The organism is Fodinibius roseus (assembly GCF_900129315.1).
GTDB lineage: Bacteria > Bacteroidota > Rhodothermia > Balneolales > Balneolaceae > Fodinibius > Fodinibius roseus.
This window is the reverse complement of the sequence record NZ_FQUS01000011.1, coordinates 74,614-96,592: the sequence shown is the minus strand read 5'-3', so window position 1 is coordinate 96,592 and position 21,979 is coordinate 74,614. Positions and strand designations below refer to the sequence as shown.

Here is a 21,979-nt window from a genome sequence, read left to right as displayed (position 1 = left end):
AGGTAAAATTTTTAAACGTAAGGTAAATACGGATACTGTTATGCAAACGCGGACACTTGGAAATAGCGATTTGGAAGTCTCAACCATTGGACTCGGATGCATGGGCATGAGCTATGGCTACGGGCCGGCTTCTGACAAGCAGGAGATGATTAATCTGATCCGCACGGCTTTTGACAAGGGCGTTACCTTTTTTGATACCGCCGAGGTATACGGTCCCTTTGCCAATGAAGAATTGGTGGGGGAAGCACTGGCGCCTATTCGCGAGGAGGTGACGATCGCCACAAAGTTCGGCATCAAAATGGAAAATGGGAACCAGACACTGGACAGCCATCCGGAACAAATTCGCAGGTCCGTAGATGGTTCCTTGCGGCGGCTGAATACGGACGTTATCGACCTGTACTATCAGCACCGCGTGGATCCGGACGTACCTATCGAAGAGGTGGCGGGAACGGTGAAGGAGTTGATTGACGAAGGAAAGGTGAAGCACTTTGGCATGTCGGAAGCCGGCGTCGATACCATTCGCCGGGCGCATGCCGTCCAACCGGTGACGGCCGTACAGAGTGAATATTCTATGTGGTGGCGGCAACCGGAAGAAGAATTACTGCCCACGCTCGAAGAGCTCGGTATAGGTTTCGTCCCTTTCAGTCCCTTGGGCAAAGGATTTCTTACAGGAGACATTGACGAGGATACTGAATTTAGTGAGAATGACTTCCGAAATATTGTACCACGATTTAACAAGGACAACCGCAAGGCCAATCAACAGTTGGTCGAGCTGCTGGGTGACATTGCCGGTGATCATGGTACAATGCGGGCACAGATTGCTATTGCATGGGTGCTGGCGCAAAAACCGTGGATTGTTCCCATTCCTGGTACCACGAAGAGGAAACACCTGAAAAGCAATATTGCGGCAGCTGATATCAAGCTGTCATCAGAAGACCTTAGCCAAATTGATGCGGCGTTGTCGAAGATTGAAATCCAAGGCGCCCGGTATCCCAAAGAGCTCCAAGAACGCACCGGCAATTAATTTAGTGCACATTCATAGCATGCGTAGTTTCCCAATTAACCTAACCGATAGCCCGACATTATGAGTAAGGATAAAAATTTACCCGACTCAAGCAACAAACACACATCAACAATAAACCGCCGTAATTTTCTGGGAAAAACGGCTATGGCAGGAGCCGGACTTACTCTGGCGTCCTTAGCCTGGGGCTCTTCAAAAGTTCAGGCAAAAGATTACTCGGTAGGTCAAAAAGGGAGTCCGATCGGGGAAACTCGTAAACTTGGTTCCCTCGAGGTCTCCCCCATCGGATTAGGTTGCATGAGTATGAGCAGCGGTTCATACAATCCGCCCCGCAGTAAGGAGGATATGATTCCCGTGATCCGTGGAGCGGTTGATCGTGGAGTAACGTTCTTTGACACGGCGGAGTATTATGGCCCGTTCACCAATGAAGAATTGGTTGGAGAGGCACTCGCTCCTGTACGAGATGATGTTGTCATCGCCACCAAATTCGGTTTTGAATTTGAAAATGACCAACCCGTAGGACGAAACAGTCGCCCTGAGCATATTCGCCAGGCCGTAGAAGGGATGCTTCAGCGGCTTCAAACAGACCGTATTGACCTTTTATATTGTCACCGGATAGATCCGGAGGTACCTATCGAAGATGTAGCAGGAACCGTGAGCGAGCTGATTGAGGAAGGCAAAGCGCGCCACTTTGGTCTTTCGGAGACTTCCCCGGAAACTACACGGCGGGCCCATACCGAGCAGCCTGTCACCGCCCTTCAGACCGAGTATTCCCTCATTCAGCGCTTTCCTGAGAACCAGGTGCTGGATACCTGCGAAGAGCTGGGTATCGGCTTCGTCCCATGGGGACCTGTCTGTCGTGGCTTTCTCGGGGATAAGTTTAACGAATACAGCCTATTTTCTGAAGACTGCCGGCTCGACGCTGTTGAATATTTTACCCCCGAAGCCCTGGAGGCGAATATGGCACTTCTTGACCTGGTGCGAAAATGGAGCGTGCGTAAAGATGCAACCCCTGCCCAACTTGCCCTCGGCTGGCTGATGGCCCAGAAGCCCTTTATTGTACCTATTCCGGGGACCACTAAACTCCATCACCTGGAGGAGAACCTTGGGGCGCTTGAAGTCAAGTTTACTGCCGAAGAGCTGGAGGAATTCCGAAAGGATTTCTCCGACATTGAGCTGGTGGGCGTGCGGTCCTTTGATTCAGCGTTGACCGACAAATAGTTCATCAAGTACGGGGCAAAGTCTTAGCACCCGTACTTTAGGAAATCAGATATGATAATTAATTGCAAAAAAGAAATATGAAATTATGAAGAAGGTAGTGTTAAATAATGGCCTCAAAATGCCCATCATGGGTTTTGGGGTCTATCAGATACCCGATCACGACGAGTGCAAACGATGCGTGCTGGATGCCATTGATGTGGGATACCGCGCCATTGATACAGCAGCAGCCTATCAGAATGAAAAGGCGGTTGGTGAAGCAATTCAGGAAAGTGGGATTGATAGAGAAGAGATCTTTCTTACTTCCAAACTTTGGATTGAAGATGTTGGATTCGAAGCTACCAAAAAAGCCGTTGAAACATCCCTGAACAAGCTGCAAACAGATTTTCTGGATCTGTATTTGATTCATCAGCCGTATGGCGATGTGCACGGGTCATGGCGGGCTCTGGAAGAGTTGTATAACGATGGAACTCTGAAGGCGATTGGCGTGAGCAATTTCCATCCCGACCGCGTGATGGACCTGATTGTTAATAATAAGGTGGTTCCGGCCGTCAATCAGATTGAAACACACCCATTTTATCAGCGCCACGACGATCAGGAGTTTTTAGAAGAAAACGGTGTTCAGCATGAATCATGGGCACCTTTTGCTGAGGGTAAGAACAACACGTTTAGCAATGAGCTGTTGGTTTCCATTGGAGAGAAATATGACAAATCGGCTGCCCAAGTGGTCCTGCGATGGCTTATACAACGAGGTGTTGTCGTGATTCCCAAAACAGTCCGGAAAGAACGAATGAAAGAGAATTTCGACGTCTTCGACTTTGAACTCGCAGATGAAGACATGGAATCAATAAAGAAGCTCAATATCGGGGAAAGTCAATTCTTCAGCCATCGTGATCCGGAAATTATCAAGTGGTTTGCCAGTACGTTGGGGAAATGACTAAATACTACAACTTTAATTTGGGATTTCATTATGAAACAACTACTAATTGCGATTTTATTTTTTGGCACACTTTCTACCCAAGCCATAGCACAGGATACTTCTATCTTTCAAAAAGGTGAGAAAGCCCCTAATGTTCATCATACCGGAGATGTATGGCTCAATCACTTAAGTGATGCCGATAGCACTTTCGATTTTAACGTGGTGGTTGCAACTTTTGCTGCTGGGGCAAAACTGGATTGGCATATGCATCCGGCAGGCCAACAATTACTTATTACGCAAGGAACCGGCTATTACCAGGAAAGAGGTGAGGAGGTTCAGGTCGTTAATAAGGGAGATGTCATCAAATGTCCTCCCGGGATAGAGCACTGGCATGCCGCAACGCCTCAAACGGGTGTTATCTATCTTGCCATTACTGGGGATGAGCCAACAGAATGGTTTGAACGTGTCCCCGAGGATGAGTACAACAGTATAAATGCCCCTTCGTCAGCCAGTCAAAGTACAAAACAGGAAATCATTAATCTCTCCAAAGAAAAGTGGCAGTGGATGGCAGACAAAAATGTGGATGTCCTCGATGATCTCTTTCACGAAAAAGCTGAGTTTGTCCACATGGGAGGATCCTGGGGTACAAAGCGTGAACTCAGTATCATAGAAAGCGGAGGAATTTGGTATAAGCAGGCGGATATCCATGAGGTGTCTGTGAATATTATTGACAATACCGCCATACTATTGAACCGGATTACCCTGATAGCTGAGGTGGGCGGCAACGAAGTGACCAATCCCTTCGAGGTTACTGAAGTGTATGTGAAACAAAGCGATGGCTGGAAATTGGGTTCTTTGTCATTCACTAAGCTGATGTCCCCGGGCGATGATTAGTTGACAAACATAGATGTCTTTACTCAAGGGGTAACCATAAAAAACGCTTATCAAAATGAGAAAAATAATAACAGGTCTAGCCACAATCATATTGAGTTGCTCATTGCAGGCTCATCATTCAACATTGTATGCACAAGGACGGGATTCCAATTCCTCACCAACCGTTCGTACCACCAACGGAATGGTACGCGGCGTGACGGATGGCAAGGTGTCAAGCTTCAAAGGAATTCCCTATGCTGTTCCACCGGTTGGCGAGTTTCGCTGGCGACCGCCCCAACCCCTATCCTCATGGCAGGGAGTGCGCGAAACCACCGAGTATGGCGCTAATTGTGCGCAGGCCGGATGGGGCGCTGCTCCCGGCTCAATTACGGAGGGTTCGTCGGAAGATTGTCTTTTTCTGAACATCTGGCGGCCTGAGGGAACCGAAGAGGGAGCGAATCTTCCCGTGATGGTATGGATCCACGGAGGTGCTTTTGTGGGCGGAAGCGGCGCCGGTGCTACAACCTCTGGAGAGGAATTTGCCAAACAAGGAGTCATCCTGATGACCTTTAATTATCGTCTGGGACGTCTCGGACATTTTGCATTCCCCGCGCTGAGTGAGGAGCACCCACAGGAGCCGAAGGGCAGTTACGCTTATATGGACCAGATTGCAGCCCTTGAGTGGGTACAGGAGAATATTGCCGCATTCGGTGGCGATCCGATTAATGTGACCATTTTCGGTTTCTCTGCCGGTGGTGTGTCGGTTCATTCACTTATGACCATACCGGCTGCAAGAGGGCTTTTTCATAAAGCAATCAGTGAATCCGGCGGCGGTCGTGACGGTGTTCTTACCGGCAGACCGATTCGTGAAGATAATGCTGATCCCCTCTACACTGTTTCTGCTGAATCAATTGGGATAAACTTTGCTCGTAAAAAGGGGATTGAAGGAACAGATGAAGCAGCACTGGCAAAACTTCGCGACCTAAGTGTTGAAGAGATTGTAGATGGAGGCCAGGAAACTGACGGTGAGGGCGGTCCGCGGACCTATTCAGGCCCGATTCTGGATGGGGACCTGGTGGTAGAAACGGCTGAAATTGCCTATAAGGCAGGAAGGCAGGTAGACGTTCCGCTTATCATCGGGAATACAAGTGCCGAAGTAGGGGGTAGCTTTGTAAATAACAGCAGCTCAAAAGAGGAGCTGTTTTCACTTTTTGGAGAGCTGGAAGATGAGGCGAAAGCTGCTTACGACCCCGAAGGCAACAAGGAGTTCGCTGAGGTTATCACAAAGTTTAATACCGACTGGGCATGGGGTGAGCCGGCCCGCATGACAGCAAGAGCTTTCGTTGATGAAGGCAATCCCGCCTATATGTATCTCTTTTCCTATGTCCCGGAAGCCATGCAGGAGCGAATGCGGTTTGGCGCCGGACACGGATCAGAAATTGCCTATGTGTTTAATAACCTGGATGCCCGCCGGGGAGATACTGAGCCAACGGCTGAAGAACAAAGGTTAGCGCAAGTAATGAACACCTATTGGGCAAACTTCGCCAAAACAGGTGATCCTAATGGCGCGGGGGTACCTAAATGGCCCGTTTACCAAACTCAAAATGAAGAGATACTCAAAATTGAGTCCGATGGCAAAACAGTCGGCAAGCTCGATCCCAGGAAAGAAAGACTGGATGTAATTAAAAAGGCCATTGAGAAATTTCGAGCACATTTACAATCACGTGGCATTTAACCAATAATTAAAACAAAAACAGCAAAATGAAAAATTTATGACACGACTACTTATCAGTTTACTTGTGGCAATAAGTTGTTTTTCACTCGATCTGAAGGCGCAAACCTCTGAACAGCATCAGTCACTCAGCGAAAAACAACAAGGCCTCATTCCAATTGCAGCCTACACCGCCACCGGTGATCTTCAACAATTAAAACCAGCACTACATAACGGTTTGGATGCCGGCCTGACGATCAATGAGATCAAAGAGTCGATGGTTCATTTGTATGCCTACGCCGGGTTTCCCCGGAGTATTCGCGGGCTCAACACCTTTATGGAGGTTTTGGATGAACGTGAGGCTGACGGCATCCAGGATGAACGGGGGCCGGAAGCCTCTCCGATCAATGATGACCGGGACAAATACGAACGGGGAGTGGAAACCTTGTATGAGCTGACTGGCTCAAACTGGGGTAATCCGGAATCGGGCTACGGAGCTTTTGCTCCTGCCATTGACAGATTCCTCAAAGAACACCTGTTTGCCGACCTGTTTGAGCGGGATGTGTTAACCTACGCCCAACGAGAACTGGTGGTCATTTCCATACTCAGCAGCCTTGATGGTGTGGAGCCCATGTTAGGAAGCCATTTCAATCTTTCCCTGAATGTAGGCTTAACCCCCAGCCAGCTGCAGGAATTCGTAGGTATTATCGAAACTGAGTTAGGTGAAGAGAAAGGAGAAATCGCTCAATCAGTACTGGATAATGTGCTGGAAAACAGGAATGAAGATTAGAGCAAATAATAATAGATATACAGGAATCAATCAATCAGACTTATCAATTATGAAATTTAATCAAACAATCAGTTCTATATTCGTAATCGCATTCTTATTGTTGCCTGCCTTCCAGGCAATGGCACAAACAGATAGCGATGAACATTATAATATGACCTCCATCCTGCCGGAAGGCAACGAGGTATCAGGAGGAAATTTCACAGGTACAGTGTGGGTAAATATGATCATACTTCCGGAAGATAATTTAAACACGAACGGGGGTAAGGTGAAGTTTGAGCCGAAAGCACGATCGAACTGGCACAGCCATCCAGGAGGGCAAATCCTCATTGTAACTGAGGGTACTGGTTATCACCAAATAGAAGGAAAACCCATGCAAATTATTCGGGAAGGAGATGTCATTAAAGTCCCGGAAGATGCAAAACATTGGCACGGAGCCTCTCACGAACATTCCATGACGCATACGGCCATTGGTCCAAATCTTGATAAAGGCGGAGCTGAATGGTCAGAACCTGTATCCGATGAGGAATACAATAGCATTAATTAAAAGTTGAATCTAATATTCAAGACAAGATTATGAGTAATAACAATATAGAAGGAAAAGTCGTCGTCATTACCGGGGCAAGCAGTGGATTTGGAAAGATCACGGCTGAATATCTTTCTGACCGTGGTGCAAAGGTAGCTTTAGGAGCACGAAGTACAGACAAGATCGAAGCTTTAGCCGATTCCATTAATAAAAATGGAGGTGAAGCTATAGCTGTTACCACCGACGTAACAGACAAGGATCAGGTGAAAAACCTGGTAGATTCATCCGTAAATGAATACGGTAACATTGATGTCTTATTAAATAATGCTGGAATCATGCCGCTTTCACCATTAGAGATGCTGAAAGTTGATGATTGGGATCAATGTATTGATGTGAATATTAAGGGAGTTTTGTATGGAATTGCAGCCGCATTGCCTCATATGAAAGAGCAAAAATCCGGTCAAATTATTAGCGTTTCATCTGTGGCCGGACATACTATTAGTCCCGGTGGAGCAGTTTATTCTGCGTCAAAATATTCAGTGCGAGTGATATCGGAAGCGCTGCGTCAGGAAGTTAAGCCATACAATATTCGAACCTCCGTGATCTCACCCGGAGCGGTAGATACTAACTTGCCAAATAGCGTTACTGCCGAAGGAGTGGCCGAAAACATTAAGGATTACTATGATGAAAAAGCCATTCCTGCTGATTCCTTTGCGCGTTCTGTTGCCTTTGTAATCAGTCAGCCGGAAGATATGGACGTAAACGAGGTATTGTATCGTCCGACCAAGCAGGAACTGTAATTATATCTGTATCCTGCCAGGTTGCTGATATATTAATAGCAACCTGGTAGGTAAATTAAATCAACTTATTCGAAATGATTGTAGAAGATATAAAGCAGTTTTTCTGCGAACTGATACAAGATCTCTGTCAAGGCCGAGAACAAACAATTCCAATATCGTTTCAAGTCCCCTCTTCACCTTTATCTTAGCTATGGTGTTTCAACAATATCCCCGTTATAAACCTTTAGCCGACGCCCGCTACTTTACATAACCGGGGCTTATACGACAGTTTTTTTACCTTCGCTCAGCAGCGGCGAGCCTCGTAACCCACGATACAGACTTTCTTCGCCTTACCAATGCCACATCAGATCATTCGGGCGTAGTTTCTGCTTCCCAAGAACGATCAATTGGAGAAGTGGTTCGTAAACTTAGCCTTATCGCCCGCGTAATAACAGAAGAGGAAATGCGCGGACACGTCGAATACATTTGATCCCTCCACCCCTTTTAAGCATTTGCCATAAATAGCACTGTTCGTCGCTATTTTAAAGGATTTTTTTATAGCCGATGTACCGAATTTTGGATGTATCCCATGTTGAATACAGGTCCAATGAATGCTTGCCATGGGGGGGGCACTTCCGTGCCCCCTTCCCTGCCAAAAAGCCCGCTTTGATCACTATTCTTTTACCCTGCCCAGCTTCATCTCCATCACGTTGAAACCGCGCCGGTCGGGCGTAATCGATACCAGGCTCCGCCCCAGCTGCTGATAGCTGCCGAACGGCATGATTTCCTCCCACTTGCTGAAGGCGTTGAACCGGCCAAGGGTTTGAAATTCTGACTTTGCGTCCAGGGCAAAAAAGCTTCCGCTTCCCTTTTCCTGGCCAGCAAACGCCATATTGCCCAGCGCCGTTATAGAACTCACCTGCTCAAGCGAATTGTTTTCCCCTATCCGCTTCAACCCATCCCTGTGATCGAATGAATAGACCTGAATGCCCGAACGTCCCCCTAAATAAAGCAGGTTATCCTCTATCCACCCGGTGGATGGCATTGACTTGGTACTTACCTGCGAAATGATCTCGGGTTCACTCGGCTGAGAACCATCCATCATAAGAACGGACTCGGGGCCGATCCCAAACAGTACATTCGGCAAGTCCTTGCGGGGACAGAACCGGGGAATGACAAAATGCAGGGGCTCAAAATCTATTTTTGCCTCCATTTTCAGTTCTCCATCCTGCAGCCTGCCCGCCTGCCAGACACCTTTGCCCGGAAACACGAGATGTGACCCGACACGGCTTACGCCGGCAACCGACTCCTCAAAGGTAAATTCGGCATGCTGAACCGGTTTCCCTCCCTTGCCGATCCGGAAGGTCCTGAGGGCGCCGCCGTTGAGCGCCAGGATATATTTACCCTGGGTAGCGATATCGGTAACGGGTAGTTCCGACTTCCAGCGGCCGGTGCGGCTGATTTGCCAGTTACGCATGCGTCCCTTCACCTTGCCTTCAACCTCTCTTTCAAGATCGATACGAAATTTGCCCCCCTCTTTCCGCGGAAAGGGGAAGATCAGTGAGGGATTGGCATGGGGATGTCTCAAGTCAAAGTATCGTTCCTCGTGCTCTGCCGAAAACCGCGTATCGGCGGGGAGCCCCTTAAAGCTGAGCTCCATGAAGTTTTCACAGAGGCAATAGGGCTGATGAGGCTCCGGACAACAGATCGGCTTGGCCCGGTGCCAACCGTCATGAAAGGCATCGTGGACACGATCCCAAAAGTCGATAGCCCGGTGGATATCATCAAATTCGAAGCAAAACTTGGTAGCGTCGATCCCGAACGCTCCATAATCGAAACCGCCGACTCCTACTGAGTTGTCGTCGGAAGCCGTTCGCACCCGCCCTTTTAAATCCACCACGTGGGTGCCGGCTGAGGTTGTTATGGTGAGCGTAGCTGTTTCAAACTGGTCTAACACAGAGGCCTGAAAAGTTATGGTCAGATCTTTCTGATCACCCGGCGTTAATACATACCCGGGTCTCAGACGTCCTTCGGTGCCGAAGACATCGCCGCTCTGCTCGCCGGACCAGCTCCATTGGCCCGTTCCGGAAGACTGGATCTCGATATTGCAGATTTCAACCGCACCCCCGGAAGTATTGGATATGGTAAACTGTTCCGATGCTTTATTAATTCTCTTGAAATCACAGGCCAGCACACGCTGGCGGGCATCCAGGACCAGATCCTCCGGGATACCTGAAACCGATCCGGCCTCCAGCAAGGCTTCCAGCGGAATATGCTTTATGCCCCCGTTGGACCGGATAACCAAGGAAGCGCTGTGGTTGCCTCCCATGGCCTGGCTGCCGGTTCTGACGGTGAATGAGCGTGACTGTCCCGCCTCAATGCGGTTGATATCATTGGGGATGCCGACCAGGTCAAAAGCGCTGCGATCCGCCCCTTCGATCTCAATAGCACAAATTTGCAGCGGCATTCTTTCCCCGGGAATATTCATGATATCCGGGTTCGTTATTCGTATATCATGACTGGGGGCATTTCCGGAGCAGGTGGGAGCAAAAAGCAGATCCTCGGGATCCACCCGGATGGAGGGATCATAAATCCGCTCTACCGAGCCCACTCCGAAGAAGGTGACGATGCCGGGATCAGGATCAACGCCCGTGATGACATACTGTCCGCCGGGATCATCAGGCTGGCCGAATTCAGCATCGGGAATAATGGTGATGGTTCCCTCATCCTGGCCGTTCTCCTCCAGGTCCTCCATCACCTTGGAAGATCCTACAAAAGGCGAATCGGGGTCTACGGAAGTGACTGAATAGTTGGCTACCACGCTGCCCTGCTCTACTTCCATCTGAATATCGGCTTCAAAATCAAAATCCCACCAGTCCTGGATGAAGGTACTGTGTTTCCCCTCCCCACTCCCATCAATCTGCAATTTGGTATCGGTGATACGATCGAGGTGCTGCGAAACATTGCGCAAGTCGGACTGACCGTCGTCGATATCGATTACACCGATAAAGGCCTCGATAATCCACTGGTCCACCGTAAGCGTCCAGTCACGGCTGGATGAGCTTACAAAGGATTCGTCAAACTGATTGTGAAAGGTATCCAGGCTGCGCTGGGACGAAGCAGTCCTGCCAGGCCGGTCAATGTTCAAGCCCACTGCAAAGGTTCCGTCCGACAATATTTTAACAGCCCCGGCATTTTGTGCCAGCGTAAGGGTTACGCCTGCATCGGCAATGGTCCCGATATCCAGTTCAAAACGGGGATCATTCTCGGGGATATCGCTCACATCCTCGCCCAGCGCCTCCAGTAAATCACGCAGCGTATCGAGTCCGACATCGGCTTCAAGCACCAACTGGGTCCCCTGCGTTTCATCCGTATTGATGAAAATTTCATACTCAAGATCCGCTTCGGTGGCGGGCTGCATGCCGTTCGGGCCGTCTACCTCGAGCTGCCCGTCCAACACTTTAATGGTTACCACCACGAAGGTACTGTCGCTTCCGTCATCATATCGAAACCCGACATCGTCAATGTTGAAGACCACCTCATCAGCGTTAATGGTGGTACCGCCGGTTGGAAAATTTGCTCCTCTCGTATCCAGGCAACCCGGCAGCATTTGATAGAGCCGGCGCGTTATAACCCTGGCTAAATACGTATCCGTTATTTGTAACACCGCATCTACACCTGCCCTGTCGAGTAACGTCATCATAATCACCTACATATTTTTTAGTATTGGAAAGGGTCTCTGTCATATACTACGTAGGATTTTCATAAAAGAGCTCATATACCGCAAAAAAGCGCCCTTTTGATTTAGCCACCGGGTAAGTCTCTTTTGATTTTTCCCCGACTGACGTCTCCCGGGCTGATCTTGATGTATTATACATCTACAGGAGTGCATGCGATTGGGCATCTAAGACCAGATATAGCACGTTTCCTTTCTGTTATTTTTCCCAAAAACATAGTTATAATCTTCTCCTACTCTGCTCAGGGATTTATCCGCAATTTTACGGAGGTGGTACGGAGGAGACACGGAGAAGGTATGGATCTGGCTTTTCCGTTGTAACGGGCAGCATATTTTCATGGGCTAACTCATTTATGGCTGGGGCAAATCTCCAATAGCTCTATTCAAAACCGCTCCGCCGTACGGGAGTGCGCCGGCACATACTCCTCCCCGTTTTTCTCATGGTAGGCCTCTTCGTCACGGGTCACCGTCAGGTGCCATATTACACCCGCCACGGCCAGGAAGAAAGCGTAAACGATCATTGTTTGCTGTATGCCGAGCCAGTCATTTTCCAGAATCCAGGAAGCCAGCATCACGGAAGCCGATTGGGTCAGGGTGAACAGGAGCCATTCCGTACTGAAAATACGTCCCCTGAATGTATCCGGCGTGCGGCGCTGCAGCAGTACCGTGCTCATCACCCAGTTGGCCCCGGAGGCCGCATGGGCGATAAAGACAAACAGCAGCATTACCCCCAGGCTGGTCGTCATACCCACAATCGAATACATCATCCCGCCGAACATCATGCAGTATCCCATGGCGCGCACCCAGTCGCGCTCGCGGTCAAAAATGCGCCGCCCGATAACGGGACCGATCCCCGTGCCCACGCCGCGCGCCGAATAGAGCAGGCCGAGACCGATGCTTCCCATCATCAGAACATCTTCGGAAACCAGTATCAGCATGTACGTCAGTCCCCCCAGCAGCATCGTAAAGCATCCCTTGGCGAGTGTGGGACGCAGTACCTGGGGATTGTCAAACAGATATCGAAAGCCTTCCCTGATACCCGTAAGCGGATTACGCGTGCGTTTCAGCTCGGCTTGGGACATCTTTTCCTGCGGGATGACCGCCCTGTAGATGAACCGGGCTGATACCGCGTAACTGATGGCGTTAATAATAAAGACCAGGTCCGTACCCAGCCATGCCGTCGCCAGTCCCCCGAATCCCATCCCCATGGTAAAGATAATGCTCCAGCTGGCGGAGGAAAGCACATTCGCATCCACGAGTTCTTCCCGGGTGGTCACATTGGGGATAGAAGAGGTCTTGGCCGGCTCGAAAATCGCGGAAAGCATCATCTGCAGGGCCGTGAGCACGTAGGCCAGCCAGAGCGTGTCATAGGATACGACCAGCAGCAACCCCAGCACCAGCAGTCCCCGCAGCAAATCACAAATGATCATGATGCGGCGCCGGTCAAACCGGTCGGTCAGATAGCCCGCGAAGGGCGAAAAACTGGCCAGGCTCAACATCTTGACCACGATAATCAGTCCCAGTAAGAATTCAGAATCGGAATACCGGGTGATAAGCGCATACACCGCCAGAATCCCGAACCAATCCCCGAAATTGGAGACGATCTGGCTGAGCCACAGCCGTCGGTAGTTCTGGTTGTTCGACACCAGGTCGATATAGGGTTGTATCTTTTCGAGCACTGTTTAGGTTATTGATTATTCATTTCTGATTTTTTAGAGTCTGCCATCCTGAATTCTTCTAAATTCAGGCCCGGAAACCGGAGCGTTGGGTCTTTCGACTCAATATCTTCTACTTTTGACTGCGAGGGCTTTGAAAACCAGGAATATTGTTCAAGGTCAAGGCCAAAGGGAGGTTGGAATCGCAGCATATTCGCCCATATGTGAGAATTTCAACCGACCGATAACGCCGACATTGGGCAAAAGAACGGTTTTGCAAAGATCTCGACTACTTAACACCCGTGCTCCCGAAGCCGCCGGCCCCGCGCTGGGTGTCGGGCAGGTTGTTCGTTTCCTCAATACGGGCCTGGGTTACCGGAGCGATCACCATCTGTGCGATACGATCGCCGTGTTCAATGACAAAGGGTTCATTCCCCAGATTGACAGCCAACACCTTGACCTCGCCCCTGTAGTCGGCATCGATGGTCCCCGGCGTATTCAGCATGGTGATGCCGTTACGGTATGCGAGTCCGCTGCGGGGACGTATTTGCGCTTCATATCCCTGCGGAAGGGCCATCTGCAGTCCCGTGGGCACCAGCACGCGGTCACCCGGGAGCAGTTCAACCGGCTCCGGGAGCGCTGCCCGGATATCCATTCCGGCGGCAAATTCGGATTCATATGAGGGCAGTTCCAGATCCCCGGCGTGAGGCAGTCTTTTAAAGTAGACGTTCATTGTTTTCGCGGTTCTTTTTTGTAATCAATTAATCGAATTTTAACATTCCCGAGCCAGACCCTGGCATGCGCTTCCACAGGGATACGCAGGTCATCGGCCAGGTACCACGCCTTGAACTGCCCGCTGAAACCGAACGGGCCATCAATATCCGCATTGCCGTCGGTGTAGTAGGTCGTGACTCCCTGCGGAAAGGCTTCGTACTCCCTGATCTCCGTTTTGCGTGTGTTATGGACGTCAATATATCCCTTCTCGCCCTCGAGGTATACAGGCAGACTGTAGCGCTGGTCCGTCCCGGCAAGGATGCGGCTGTAATAAAATATCAGCTGTCCCGATGTTGAGGGCTCCGTCAGCTCCAGGGTGTCTTCCGGCTCGCCGTCTTTCGAAAAATACACTTTCTGCCGGTCATAATCGAAGTCGTATCGCTCTGCGTTGAATTCTTCCTCATCTACATTGTCGCGCCAGTAGAGCCGGGTATGCGGTAGACTGTCCGTCTCTACAAAAAGAGTGTTGTAATGGTTCTCCTCCCTGCCCATAAACGGAATGGATGAGTTGGAGATAATCTTCGTGCGAAGCCACCACAGATGCTCGCCTTCGTAGGTCGTATCCCGCACAATGGTTGTCTGTACTTTTCCGAGATTAAAGAAGCTGTATTTAACATTGTAGGTAAAGGTCTCTTTCCACTCCAGAAGCTCCTGCAGGGTCGGGGGACGCTCCGGATGCTGATAGGCGGGCACGGACTGCTGTGCCTCTGCGCGGCCGACAACCAGCAGGCTGAGCGCGAACAGGCTCAAAAAAAGGTATTTAACGGCGTGTGTCAATGGATGAATGGTCTTAAAGATTCTTTTTTATATAAGTAACCAAAGTTCGATATTATTAACCGGAATTAGAAATATTATTGAAGGGTTCTTATGTCAAAAACGTTCGCTCTGCAAAAGCTGTTATTACGCTCATCTGCGCTGTTCCTGTTGAGCGCTTTTATATGTATGGGGACAGCCTGTTCCAAAAGTGATGATCAGAAAAAGTTTGAAGAAGAGGCCCTGAGGTTACCCGAAAATATCACGGAAACCGATGCCGGCGGAAAAATAAACGAGAATAAGAAAGATCCGGATGACTGGCGGATCAGTCCCCGGTATAGCGGTCTGATAACGATTGGCGAACCCTTAACACAGCTACCCTATCCAAATCCTTTACCATTCAACCAAAAGTTAACGCTTCAGATCGATTTGAGGAGTATACAGAATCTCTCCAGGATCGAGATATATGTTTTGGATTTGAGCGCTTCTAATCCTCTGGTGCCCCTTGCTCAACAAGCAATAACTTCAACCCCGGCTCTCATTGAATTTAAATTAGAAGGCCAACTAATTTCAGGATCACCGGGTGGTAGCGATGCTGAAGATTTGTATCGCATTTTGATTTATGACGGCGGCGGGAGGAATCTCATCTCCTATGGCGATGTACGGATCGGGCAGGCGGGAACGCCGTAGATCACAGGTTGTTATAAAGAAACAGTCGCTCTATCTTCAACCCTTTTAGAATCTACTATCATGAGCAAGCGAAAAATCTCCAAATCCGAGCGAAAGGTACTGGAAAAGCTAATTTTCCCCGAGCGGTTCCAGGTCATCATGGAAGAAACGGGTCACCTCTACGGCGAGCTGCGCGACGATCTGATCAACCTGCTCAGCTTTGGCTTTGTGGAGGCCTATGAACGAAATGGCTCCCAGATTACGTTAACCAGCTTCTACGATTCCGACCATCTGCAGGATTTTACCTTCCGTGCAACGAGCAAGGGACTTACAGAAATCAAATCGCACTAACTGTTATCCATTTATGAAGTTCGAAGCCCGTATCCGTGAGCGTGAACAAACTGTTGAGCTCGAACTGCAGGAAGAGCGCGGGGAAGCCCATTTCCAGGATGAGGTTCTCTCCTATGAGTTCAGCCGCCAGGACAACGGGCGATATTTACTGCGGACGGGAACAAAACTCTATAAAATTGATAATGTAGAGTACGACCGGCATACGGTTACGTTTACGCTCGACGGACACTGGTGCTCGGTGGATGTGCGCGATGAGCAGGACCTGCTGCTCGACCGTCTCGGATTTAAAACGGCGGGGGAAATAGGCGCGGGCAAGCTGAATGCGCCCATGCCGGGCAAGATCCTGGAGATCATGGTGGAAGAAGGCGACGAAGTGACTCTCGGCGATCCGGTGGCCATCCTGGAAGCGATGAAAATGGAGAACGAACTCAAAGCCCCGGTCAGTGGACTCATAACGACGGTGGCCGTGGCCCGGGGCGACTCTTTGGAAAAAAACGCACTAATTTTAGAAATCGAAGCAAGTGGATAAATTTATTATAGAAGGACCTACCCCTCTCAAAGGAACCATCCCCATCAGCGGATCCAAAAATGCGGCCCTTCCTCTTATGGCTGCATCGCTGCTGGCCGATTCGCCGACCACGATCACAAATGTTCCGAAGCTGCGCGACATCTATACCTTTAATAATGTCATTCGCGTGACCGGCACCCTCGTGACCTTTGACGAGGATGAGGGCACGCTTGCTATTGATCCGGCCAACCTGGCTCACCTCGAAGCGCCCTACGAGCTCGTCCGCAAGATGCGGGCCTCCTTTTATATGCTGGGCGCCCTGCTGGGGAGATTCGGACAGGCGAAAGTTTCGCTGCCCGGCGGCTGCGCGTGGGGACCTCGTCCCGTCGATCTGCATCTGAACGGCATGCGTGAGATGGGCGCCGACATCAAGCTTGAGGAGGGTTATGTCATTGCCAGTGCACCCAAAGAGATGGAAGGGGGCTCCTTCACCCTCGAGCCGAGCAGCGTCGGAGCGACCATCAATCTCGTGCTGGCTTCCGTGCTGCGCGCCAACAAATTCACTATTAAAAATGCTGCCAAAGAGCCGGATGTAGTCATTTTTTGCAAAAGGCTGGTCGAGATGGGGGCTGATATCGAGGGCATCGGCACGGATACGCTGACGATCCGGGCGGTGGATCATCTCGAGGGTGTCACGATGCGGAATGCCGCTGACCGGATCGAAACCGGCACGTTCATGATTGCCGCCGCCATGCACCCTGAATCGGATGTGACGCTTACCGGCGTGGATGTCGACGATTTGGGCCATTTTCCGGAGACGTTCCGGAAAACGGGCGCGGAGCTGGCGATGAACGGGGACACCGTACATGTCAATGCACCCGAGAAGCTCCAGCCGACCGATATCAGGACCGAGATTTACCCGGGCTTTCCGACCGATCTGCAGGCCCAGTGGGCTACGATGATGACACAGGCCGACGGCATTTCCTCTGTTACCGACACCATTTACTACGACCGGTTCAGCTATGTGCCGGAAGTGACCCGCCTGGGCGCGGATATGGAGGTCTCGGAAAATACTGTGACCGTTGAAGGGAAGACGCCCCTGAAAGGAGCCTCTGTCATGAGTACGGACCTGCGCGCCAGCGTCAGCCTTGTCCTGGCGGGCATGATTGCGGAAGGCAAAACGGATGTATTGCGCATCTATCACCTGGACCGGGGCTACGAGGATCTGGAACAAAAACTAACGGCCGTGGGCGCCCGGATAACCCGCACCGACCAGGAAGAGTGATGGACCGGATCAAACCCGGAAGGGATTTCAAACAGCTCCTAAGAAGTTATTTCTGGCTAATGATTAGAAAATTAGCTTATATCCATTCCGGCCTAATAAATTTTGCTGAGGAGAGTAAGCGGAGCCGGAGCGTCGTCCTATTTAAACCTTTTGTGAATAATCCGGGTTAGCGCTTACATTAGTGTCTGTGAACTTGTATATTAAGATAATGTTATTCAGGATTTACTAAACAATTTCAGGTTTTATTTGCAGACATTGTCAAACGCACAAGTATTATTATCTTTTTTTGACGCTTTAGCAAGGCTTTTTCTTGTATCATTATACCAAACAGCGAAGTATTTGACTTCTCTGGATGCTTGTGATGATGCTCTGCAAGTCGACCCCTTTTCTGAATATCAACAACAACGATCTGTACAACCTATTTTTTATCCTAACAGGAATTATAATGTAGCGGTTGCTGAACTCCCGCTGAAACGTATGAAATTTAAGATTGCTTTATCTATGATGATGCCGATTGAACATTTGATCAGGGTTAAACGTCCGGAGTACAGCAACGGTGTGAAAGACGAGTATTTCAATGAAAAATCAAATCATTATTCACGCTTCGGGAAAGCAAACCCGGATCGCATTGCTGGAAAACGGCGAACTTGCCCAACTTTTTATAGAGTCTGAGGAAAACCAGCGCACGGTTGGCAATATTTATCTGGCGAAGGTCCACAAAGTGATGAGCGGTATTCGTGCCGCTTTTATCGACATGGGTACGCCGAAAGACGCTTTTCTGCACTTCTCCGATGCCGGCGATCATCTGAAAGAGTATGTTCAGATGCTCAACGGCAAGAACGCGATTCACAAGAACGTCCGGGGAGAACTGAAAAAAACAAACTTCGACAAAATATCGAACTACGAAAAGCAGAAGTGGGCCGGCAAGATTTTGCGTCCCGGTCAGCAGCTGCTGGTTCAAATCGTTAAAGAGCCCATCGGGTCAAAAGGTCCCCGTGTTTCTACCGATATCACGGTAGCGGGACGCTTCCTCGTGCTTATCCCGATGGGGGAGTATATCGCGGTATCGCGGAAGATCAACAACTATAAGGAGCGGCGGCGCCTCAAAAGCGTGGTTGGTTCTATGGTTCCCGACGGCTTTGGCGTGATTATTCGTACGGTGGCCAAGGGGAAGGACAAGGAGGCCATTGAAGACGATATGAGGAATGTGCTCAAAAAATGGGAGCGCATTCTGGAACAGCTGGAAACGGCCAAACCCCCTGCCCTGCTCTACAAAGACCTCGATATGACCGAGAGTCTGGTTCGCGATCTTTTTGCGAAACAGTACGACCGGGTGCTGGTCGACGACCCTGACATGTTTAAGCAGATTAAGTCGTACGTCAGTCAGGTGGCCCCGCAGATGATTCCCAATGTGGAGCTGTACAAGGGACGCGAACATATCTTTGACTTTATGAAGGTGGCCAAGGATGTGGATTCTATTTTCAGTCCCCGCGTGCGGATGCCTTCGGGCGGGTACCTCATATTCGAACAAACGGAGGCGATGTATGTGGTGGATGTCAACTCCGGCCCCTATGCCGCCAAGGAGCGACAGGAGGACAACTCGCTGAAAACAAACCTCGAAGCAGCCCGTGAAGTGGCCAAACAGCTTCGCCTGCGCGACATCGGCGGTATTATCGTCGTCGATTTTATTGACCTGCGCAAGGGTAAGAACCGCAAGAAAATTTATGATGAGCTCAAAAAAGAGTTCAAGAAGGATCCCGCCAAAACCAATGTAATTGGCATGAGCGACTTCGGGCTCGTACAGATTACCCGCCAGCGGATTCGTCCGAGTGTGGTTAATTCGGTCTCAAAAGTTTGTCCCACCTGCGGCGGTTCGGGCAGCGTAGTGACTCAAAATACGATCATTGCCGATCTGGATGCCTGGCTCAGCAAATTCCGCACCACGACGGACTACCGCGCTGTGGATATCTATATAAATCCTTATCTTAAGTCGTACCTTGAAAAAGGATTCATGAGCATTAAATGGAAATGGATGCTCCGCTACTGGGTAAAAATTTCGCTTGTGCCAGATGAAACGATCTCCCTGAATGAGTACAAGGCAACCATTGCAGGTTCCGATATAGATATCACCGATGTGGTAATGCAGGAAAAAGATATCGATGAGATTATAGCAAAAGCCAGAGAAGATGAAGAGCTGGCCGCAGCCAAAGAGCGACGGAAAAACCTCGACTATTATAAAAAAGGTCCCAACGGTGAAAAAAAGAAAGATACCCGCAAGCCCCGGCCAACTCGCTCAGAGCGATCGAATTCGAAGTATTACAAAAATTAGGGCTGATCGTAAAACATCCTTTTTCACAGAAACTGAACGAGCGACTTTACTATGAGCATAACTGATTTAAAAGCAACGACCGTTGTGGGGATTATCCATAACGGTGAGGCGGCTATTGCCGGCGACGGACAGGCTACCATGGATGATACCGTCATGAAGGCTACGGTTAATAAAGTGCGTCACCTTTACGAGGGAAAAATTGCGGCCGGTTTTGCCGGTTCAACGGCCGATGCTTTTACATTATTTGAAAAATACGAGGAAAAATTAGAACAGTATAACGGTAATTTGCAGCGCGCCGCCGTTGAGATGGCCAAAGAGTGGCGCAGTGATAAATTCCTCCGCAAGCTGGAGGCCCTGCTGATCGTCATGAGCAAAGAGAAGGCCCTGCTGATATCCGGCCAGGGTGATGTCATTGAGCCTGACGACAAGATCCTGACGATCGGCAGCGGCGGGTCCTATGCCCTGGCCGCCGCCCGGGCCCTGAAAGAAAGTGCTCCGGAACTGTCAGCCCGCGAGATTGCTGAAAAGTCGCTTCATATTGCTGCGGATATCTGTATATATACGAATCACAATTTGAGTATTTTAGAATTAGAAGAGTAGAAACAAGTACCATGCAACAGGTTATACAACAACATAAAAGTTTAACACCCCGGCAGATTGTAGCTGAACTGGACAAGTATATTATCGGCCAGGATGAAGCCAAGCGCTCGGTATCGATTGCCCTGCGTAATCGCTGGCGGCGCATGAATGCCGATGAAGAAATACGGGATGAAATTCTCCCCAACAATATCCTTCTTATAGGTCCCACCGGCGTCGGTAAAACCGAAATTGCCCGGCGCCTGGCCAAGCTGGCGGATGCTCCCTTTATTAAAGTGGAAGCCAGCAAGTTTACGGAAGTAGGCTACGTGGGCCGCGATGTAGAGTCGATGATCCGTGACCTGACCGACATATCGGTCAATCTGGTAAAGACAGAGATGCAGGAACGGGTCAAGGAAGAAGCCAAAGAGATTGTGGAAGATCGTATCCTGGACATACTCATTCCCCCGGTCAAGCAGCCGGGCAACGATTCGGCCGGTTTTCAGAATGAAGACAAGAACTTTAATCCCGAACAGGCCTCCGATGAGGAGCTGAACAAGCGCACGCGCGAAAAATTTCGCGAAAAACTGCGCAATGGCGAGCTGGAAGATCGCAAAATCGAAGTGGAGGTCAGCAAATCCAGCAAAGCCCCGATGATGCAGGTCTTCGGTCCCCAGGGCGGGATGGAAGAGATGGGCATTAACCTGCAGGATATGCTGGGAAACCTGGGCGGGGGACAGAAATCCAAGCGTAATGTGACTATTGAAGAAGCCCGGGAGCTGCTGTTAGAAGAGGAGGCCGAAAAACTGATCGACCACGATGCGGCCGTCCAGGAAGCCCTTGAGCGCGTCCAGAAACACGGCATTGTGTTTATTGATGAAATTGACAAGGTAGCTGAATCTTCTTCCGGTAACGGCAAAGGCGGCGGGGGACCCGATGTCAGCCGGCAGGGCGTTCAGCGCGATATGCTTCCCATTGTCGAAGGCAGTAACATTTCCACCAAACACGGGATGGTCAAAACCGATCATATCCTGTTTATCGGCTCCGGCGCTTTTCACGTATCGAAACCTTCGGACCTTATCCCGGAACTACAGGGGCGCTTCCCTATACGGGTTGAACTGAACTCGCTCACGGAAGAAGACTTTTTTGATATTCTCACCAAACCCAAAAATGCCCTGACGAAGCAGTATCAGGCTATGCTGGCTTCCGAGGGCGTAGACGTGGAATTCACGACCGACGCTATCAGGGAAGTGGCAGCCATAGCCGCCCAGGTAAACCAACGGGTGGAAAATATCGGCGCCCGGCGCCTGCACACTATTTTATCGTCGCTGCTTGATGAGCTTCTGTTTGCTATTCCCGACGATATCAGCTCCGGTGAGATCACGATTGACCGGGAATATGTGAACAAACAGCTGGATAATCTTGTTAAGGATAAAGATTTAAGTCAATATATCTTATAATATTGCTACTGTTTCTAATTATTTACTAACTTACCGTGGCCCGGCGTTA

20 protein-coding genes and 1 pseudogene are annotated in these 21,979 nt (G+C 49.8%); 17 read left to right on the top strand and 4 right to left on the bottom strand.

Features of this window, described 5'->3' with window-relative positions:
* The first annotated feature begins 40 nt into the window (after positions 1-40).
* From BUB16_RS11510 to BUB16_RS11475, 9 genes and pseudogenes are all read left to right on the top strand, one after another.
* A complete protein-coding gene (locus BUB16_RS11510; protein ID WP_073064103.1) occupies positions 41-1,024 on the top strand; it encodes an aldo/keto reductase in 984 nt (327 codons plus the stop codon).
* 60 nt (positions 1,025-1,084) lie between these two features.
* Positions 1,085-2,242: an aldo/keto reductase gene (locus tag BUB16_RS11505; RefSeq protein WP_073064100.1), complete on the top strand. Its 1,158-nt coding sequence runs from the start codon at positions 1,085-1,087 to the stop codon at positions 2,240-2,242.
* Positions 2,243-2,327: 85 nt separating this feature from the next.
* Positions 2,328-3,176: an aldo/keto reductase gene (locus BUB16_RS11500; RefSeq protein ID WP_073064097.1), complete on the top strand. Its 849-nt coding sequence runs from the start codon at positions 2,328-2,330 to the stop codon at positions 3,174-3,176.
* A gap of 33 nt (positions 3,177-3,209) precedes the next feature.
* Positions 3,210-3,536: pseudogene (locus BUB16_RS22205) on the top strand (cupin domain-containing protein); the annotation flags it as partial.
* Between the two features lie 111 nt (positions 3,537-3,647).
* Positions 3,648-4,052 carry a nuclear transport factor 2 family protein gene (locus BUB16_RS22200; RefSeq protein ID WP_350354138.1) on the top strand — a complete coding sequence of 135 codons (405 nt, stop codon included), beginning with the start codon at positions 3,648-3,650 and terminating at the stop codon, positions 4,050-4,052.
* Positions 4,053-4,176: 124 nt separating this feature from the next.
* On the top strand, positions 4,177-5,766 hold the full coding sequence (locus BUB16_RS11490; RefSeq protein ID WP_211483153.1) for a carboxylesterase/lipase family protein: 1,590 nt from the start codon (positions 4,177-4,179) through the stop codon (positions 5,764-5,766).
* Positions 5,767-5,803: 37 nt separating this feature from the next.
* Positions 5,804-6,532 (top strand): carboxymuconolactone decarboxylase family protein, encoded by a 729-nt coding sequence (locus BUB16_RS11485; protein ID WP_073064068.1) that lies wholly within the window; start codon positions 5,804-5,806, stop codon positions 6,530-6,532.
* Positions 6,522-7,076: a cupin domain-containing protein gene (locus BUB16_RS11480; protein WP_211483152.1), complete on the top strand. Its 555-nt coding sequence runs from the start codon at positions 6,522-6,524 to the stop codon at positions 7,074-7,076. Before BUB16_RS11485 ends, BUB16_RS11480 begins: the two co-directional genes overlap by 11 nt.
* A gap of 29 nt (positions 7,077-7,105) precedes the next feature.
* The gene (locus BUB16_RS11475) at positions 7,106-7,855 is read left to right on the top strand and encodes an SDR family oxidoreductase (protein ID WP_073064064.1); all 750 of its coding nucleotides are present in this window, start codon (positions 7,106-7,108) and stop codon (positions 7,853-7,855) included.
* A gap of 652 nt (positions 7,856-8,507) precedes the next feature.
* Here BUB16_RS11475 and BUB16_RS11465 read toward each other — a convergent pair.
* From BUB16_RS11465 to BUB16_RS11445, 4 genes are all read right to left on the bottom strand, one after another.
* Entirely contained in the window at positions 8,508-11,537 is a 3,030-nt protein-coding gene (locus tag BUB16_RS11465; protein ID WP_073064061.1) for a hypothetical protein, read from the bottom strand.
* 416 nt (positions 11,538-11,953) lie between these two features.
* Positions 11,954-13,249 carry an MFS transporter gene (locus BUB16_RS11460; RefSeq protein WP_073064058.1) on the bottom strand — a complete coding sequence of 432 codons (1,296 nt, stop codon included), beginning with the start codon at positions 13,247-13,249 and terminating at the stop codon, positions 11,954-11,956.
* 265 nt (positions 13,250-13,514) lie between these two features.
* Positions 13,515-13,958 (bottom strand): dUTP diphosphatase, encoded by a 444-nt coding sequence (gene dut, locus BUB16_RS11450; RefSeq protein WP_073064052.1) that lies wholly within the window; start codon positions 13,956-13,958, stop codon positions 13,515-13,517.
* Complete coding sequence (locus BUB16_RS11445) at positions 13,955-14,776, bottom strand: DUF3108 domain-containing protein (protein WP_073064048.1); 822 nt, start codon at positions 14,774-14,776, stop codon at positions 13,955-13,957. The genes dut and BUB16_RS11445 overlap by 4 nt, the downstream gene beginning before the upstream one ends.
* A 90-nt stretch (positions 14,777-14,866) precedes the next feature.
* Between BUB16_RS11445 and BUB16_RS11440 the strand changes: the two genes are divergently transcribed.
* The 8 genes from BUB16_RS11440 (at position 14,867) to hslU (ending at position 21,930) form a co-directional block, all read left to right on the top strand.
* Entirely contained in the window at positions 14,867-15,442 is a 576-nt protein-coding gene (locus tag BUB16_RS11440) for a hypothetical protein (RefSeq protein ID WP_073064045.1), read from the top strand.
* Positions 15,443-15,502: 60 nt separating this feature from the next.
* Complete coding sequence (locus tag BUB16_RS11435; protein ID WP_073064043.1) at positions 15,503-15,772, top strand: hypothetical protein; 270 nt, start codon at positions 15,503-15,505, stop codon at positions 15,770-15,772.
* Positions 15,773-15,785: 13 nt separating this feature from the next.
* Positions 15,786-16,301 (top strand): acyl-CoA carboxylase biotin carboxyl carrier protein subunit, encoded by a 516-nt coding sequence (locus BUB16_RS11430; protein WP_073064040.1) that lies wholly within the window; start codon positions 15,786-15,788, stop codon positions 16,299-16,301.
* Positions 16,294-17,565, top strand: a complete 1,272-nt coding sequence (gene murA, locus BUB16_RS11425; protein WP_073064037.1) for a UDP-N-acetylglucosamine 1-carboxyvinyltransferase — start codon at positions 16,294-16,296, stop codon at positions 17,563-17,565. Before BUB16_RS11430 ends, murA begins: the two co-directional genes overlap by 8 nt.
* Positions 17,566-17,811: 246 nt before the next feature.
* A complete protein-coding gene (locus tag BUB16_RS21505; protein ID WP_170864371.1) occupies positions 17,812-18,237 on the top strand; it encodes a hypothetical protein in 426 nt (141 codons plus the stop codon).
* The gene (locus tag BUB16_RS11420) at positions 18,143-19,894 is read left to right on the top strand and encodes an Rne/Rng family ribonuclease (protein ID WP_084088215.1); all 1,752 of its coding nucleotides are present in this window, start codon (positions 18,143-18,145) and stop codon (positions 19,892-19,894) included. The genes BUB16_RS21505 and BUB16_RS11420 overlap by 95 nt, the downstream gene beginning before the upstream one ends.
* A gap of 51 nt (positions 19,895-19,945) precedes the next feature.
* Complete coding sequence (gene hslV / locus BUB16_RS11415; RefSeq protein ID WP_073064034.1) at positions 19,946-20,494, top strand: ATP-dependent protease subunit HslV; 549 nt, start codon at positions 19,946-19,948, stop codon at positions 20,492-20,494.
* A gap of 11 nt (positions 20,495-20,505) precedes the next feature.
* Positions 20,506-21,930 carry an ATP-dependent protease ATPase subunit HslU gene (gene hslU, locus BUB16_RS11410; RefSeq protein ID WP_073064030.1) on the top strand — a complete coding sequence of 475 codons (1,425 nt, stop codon included), beginning with the start codon at positions 20,506-20,508 and terminating at the stop codon, positions 21,928-21,930.
* Positions 21,931-21,979: the final 49 nt, after the last annotated feature.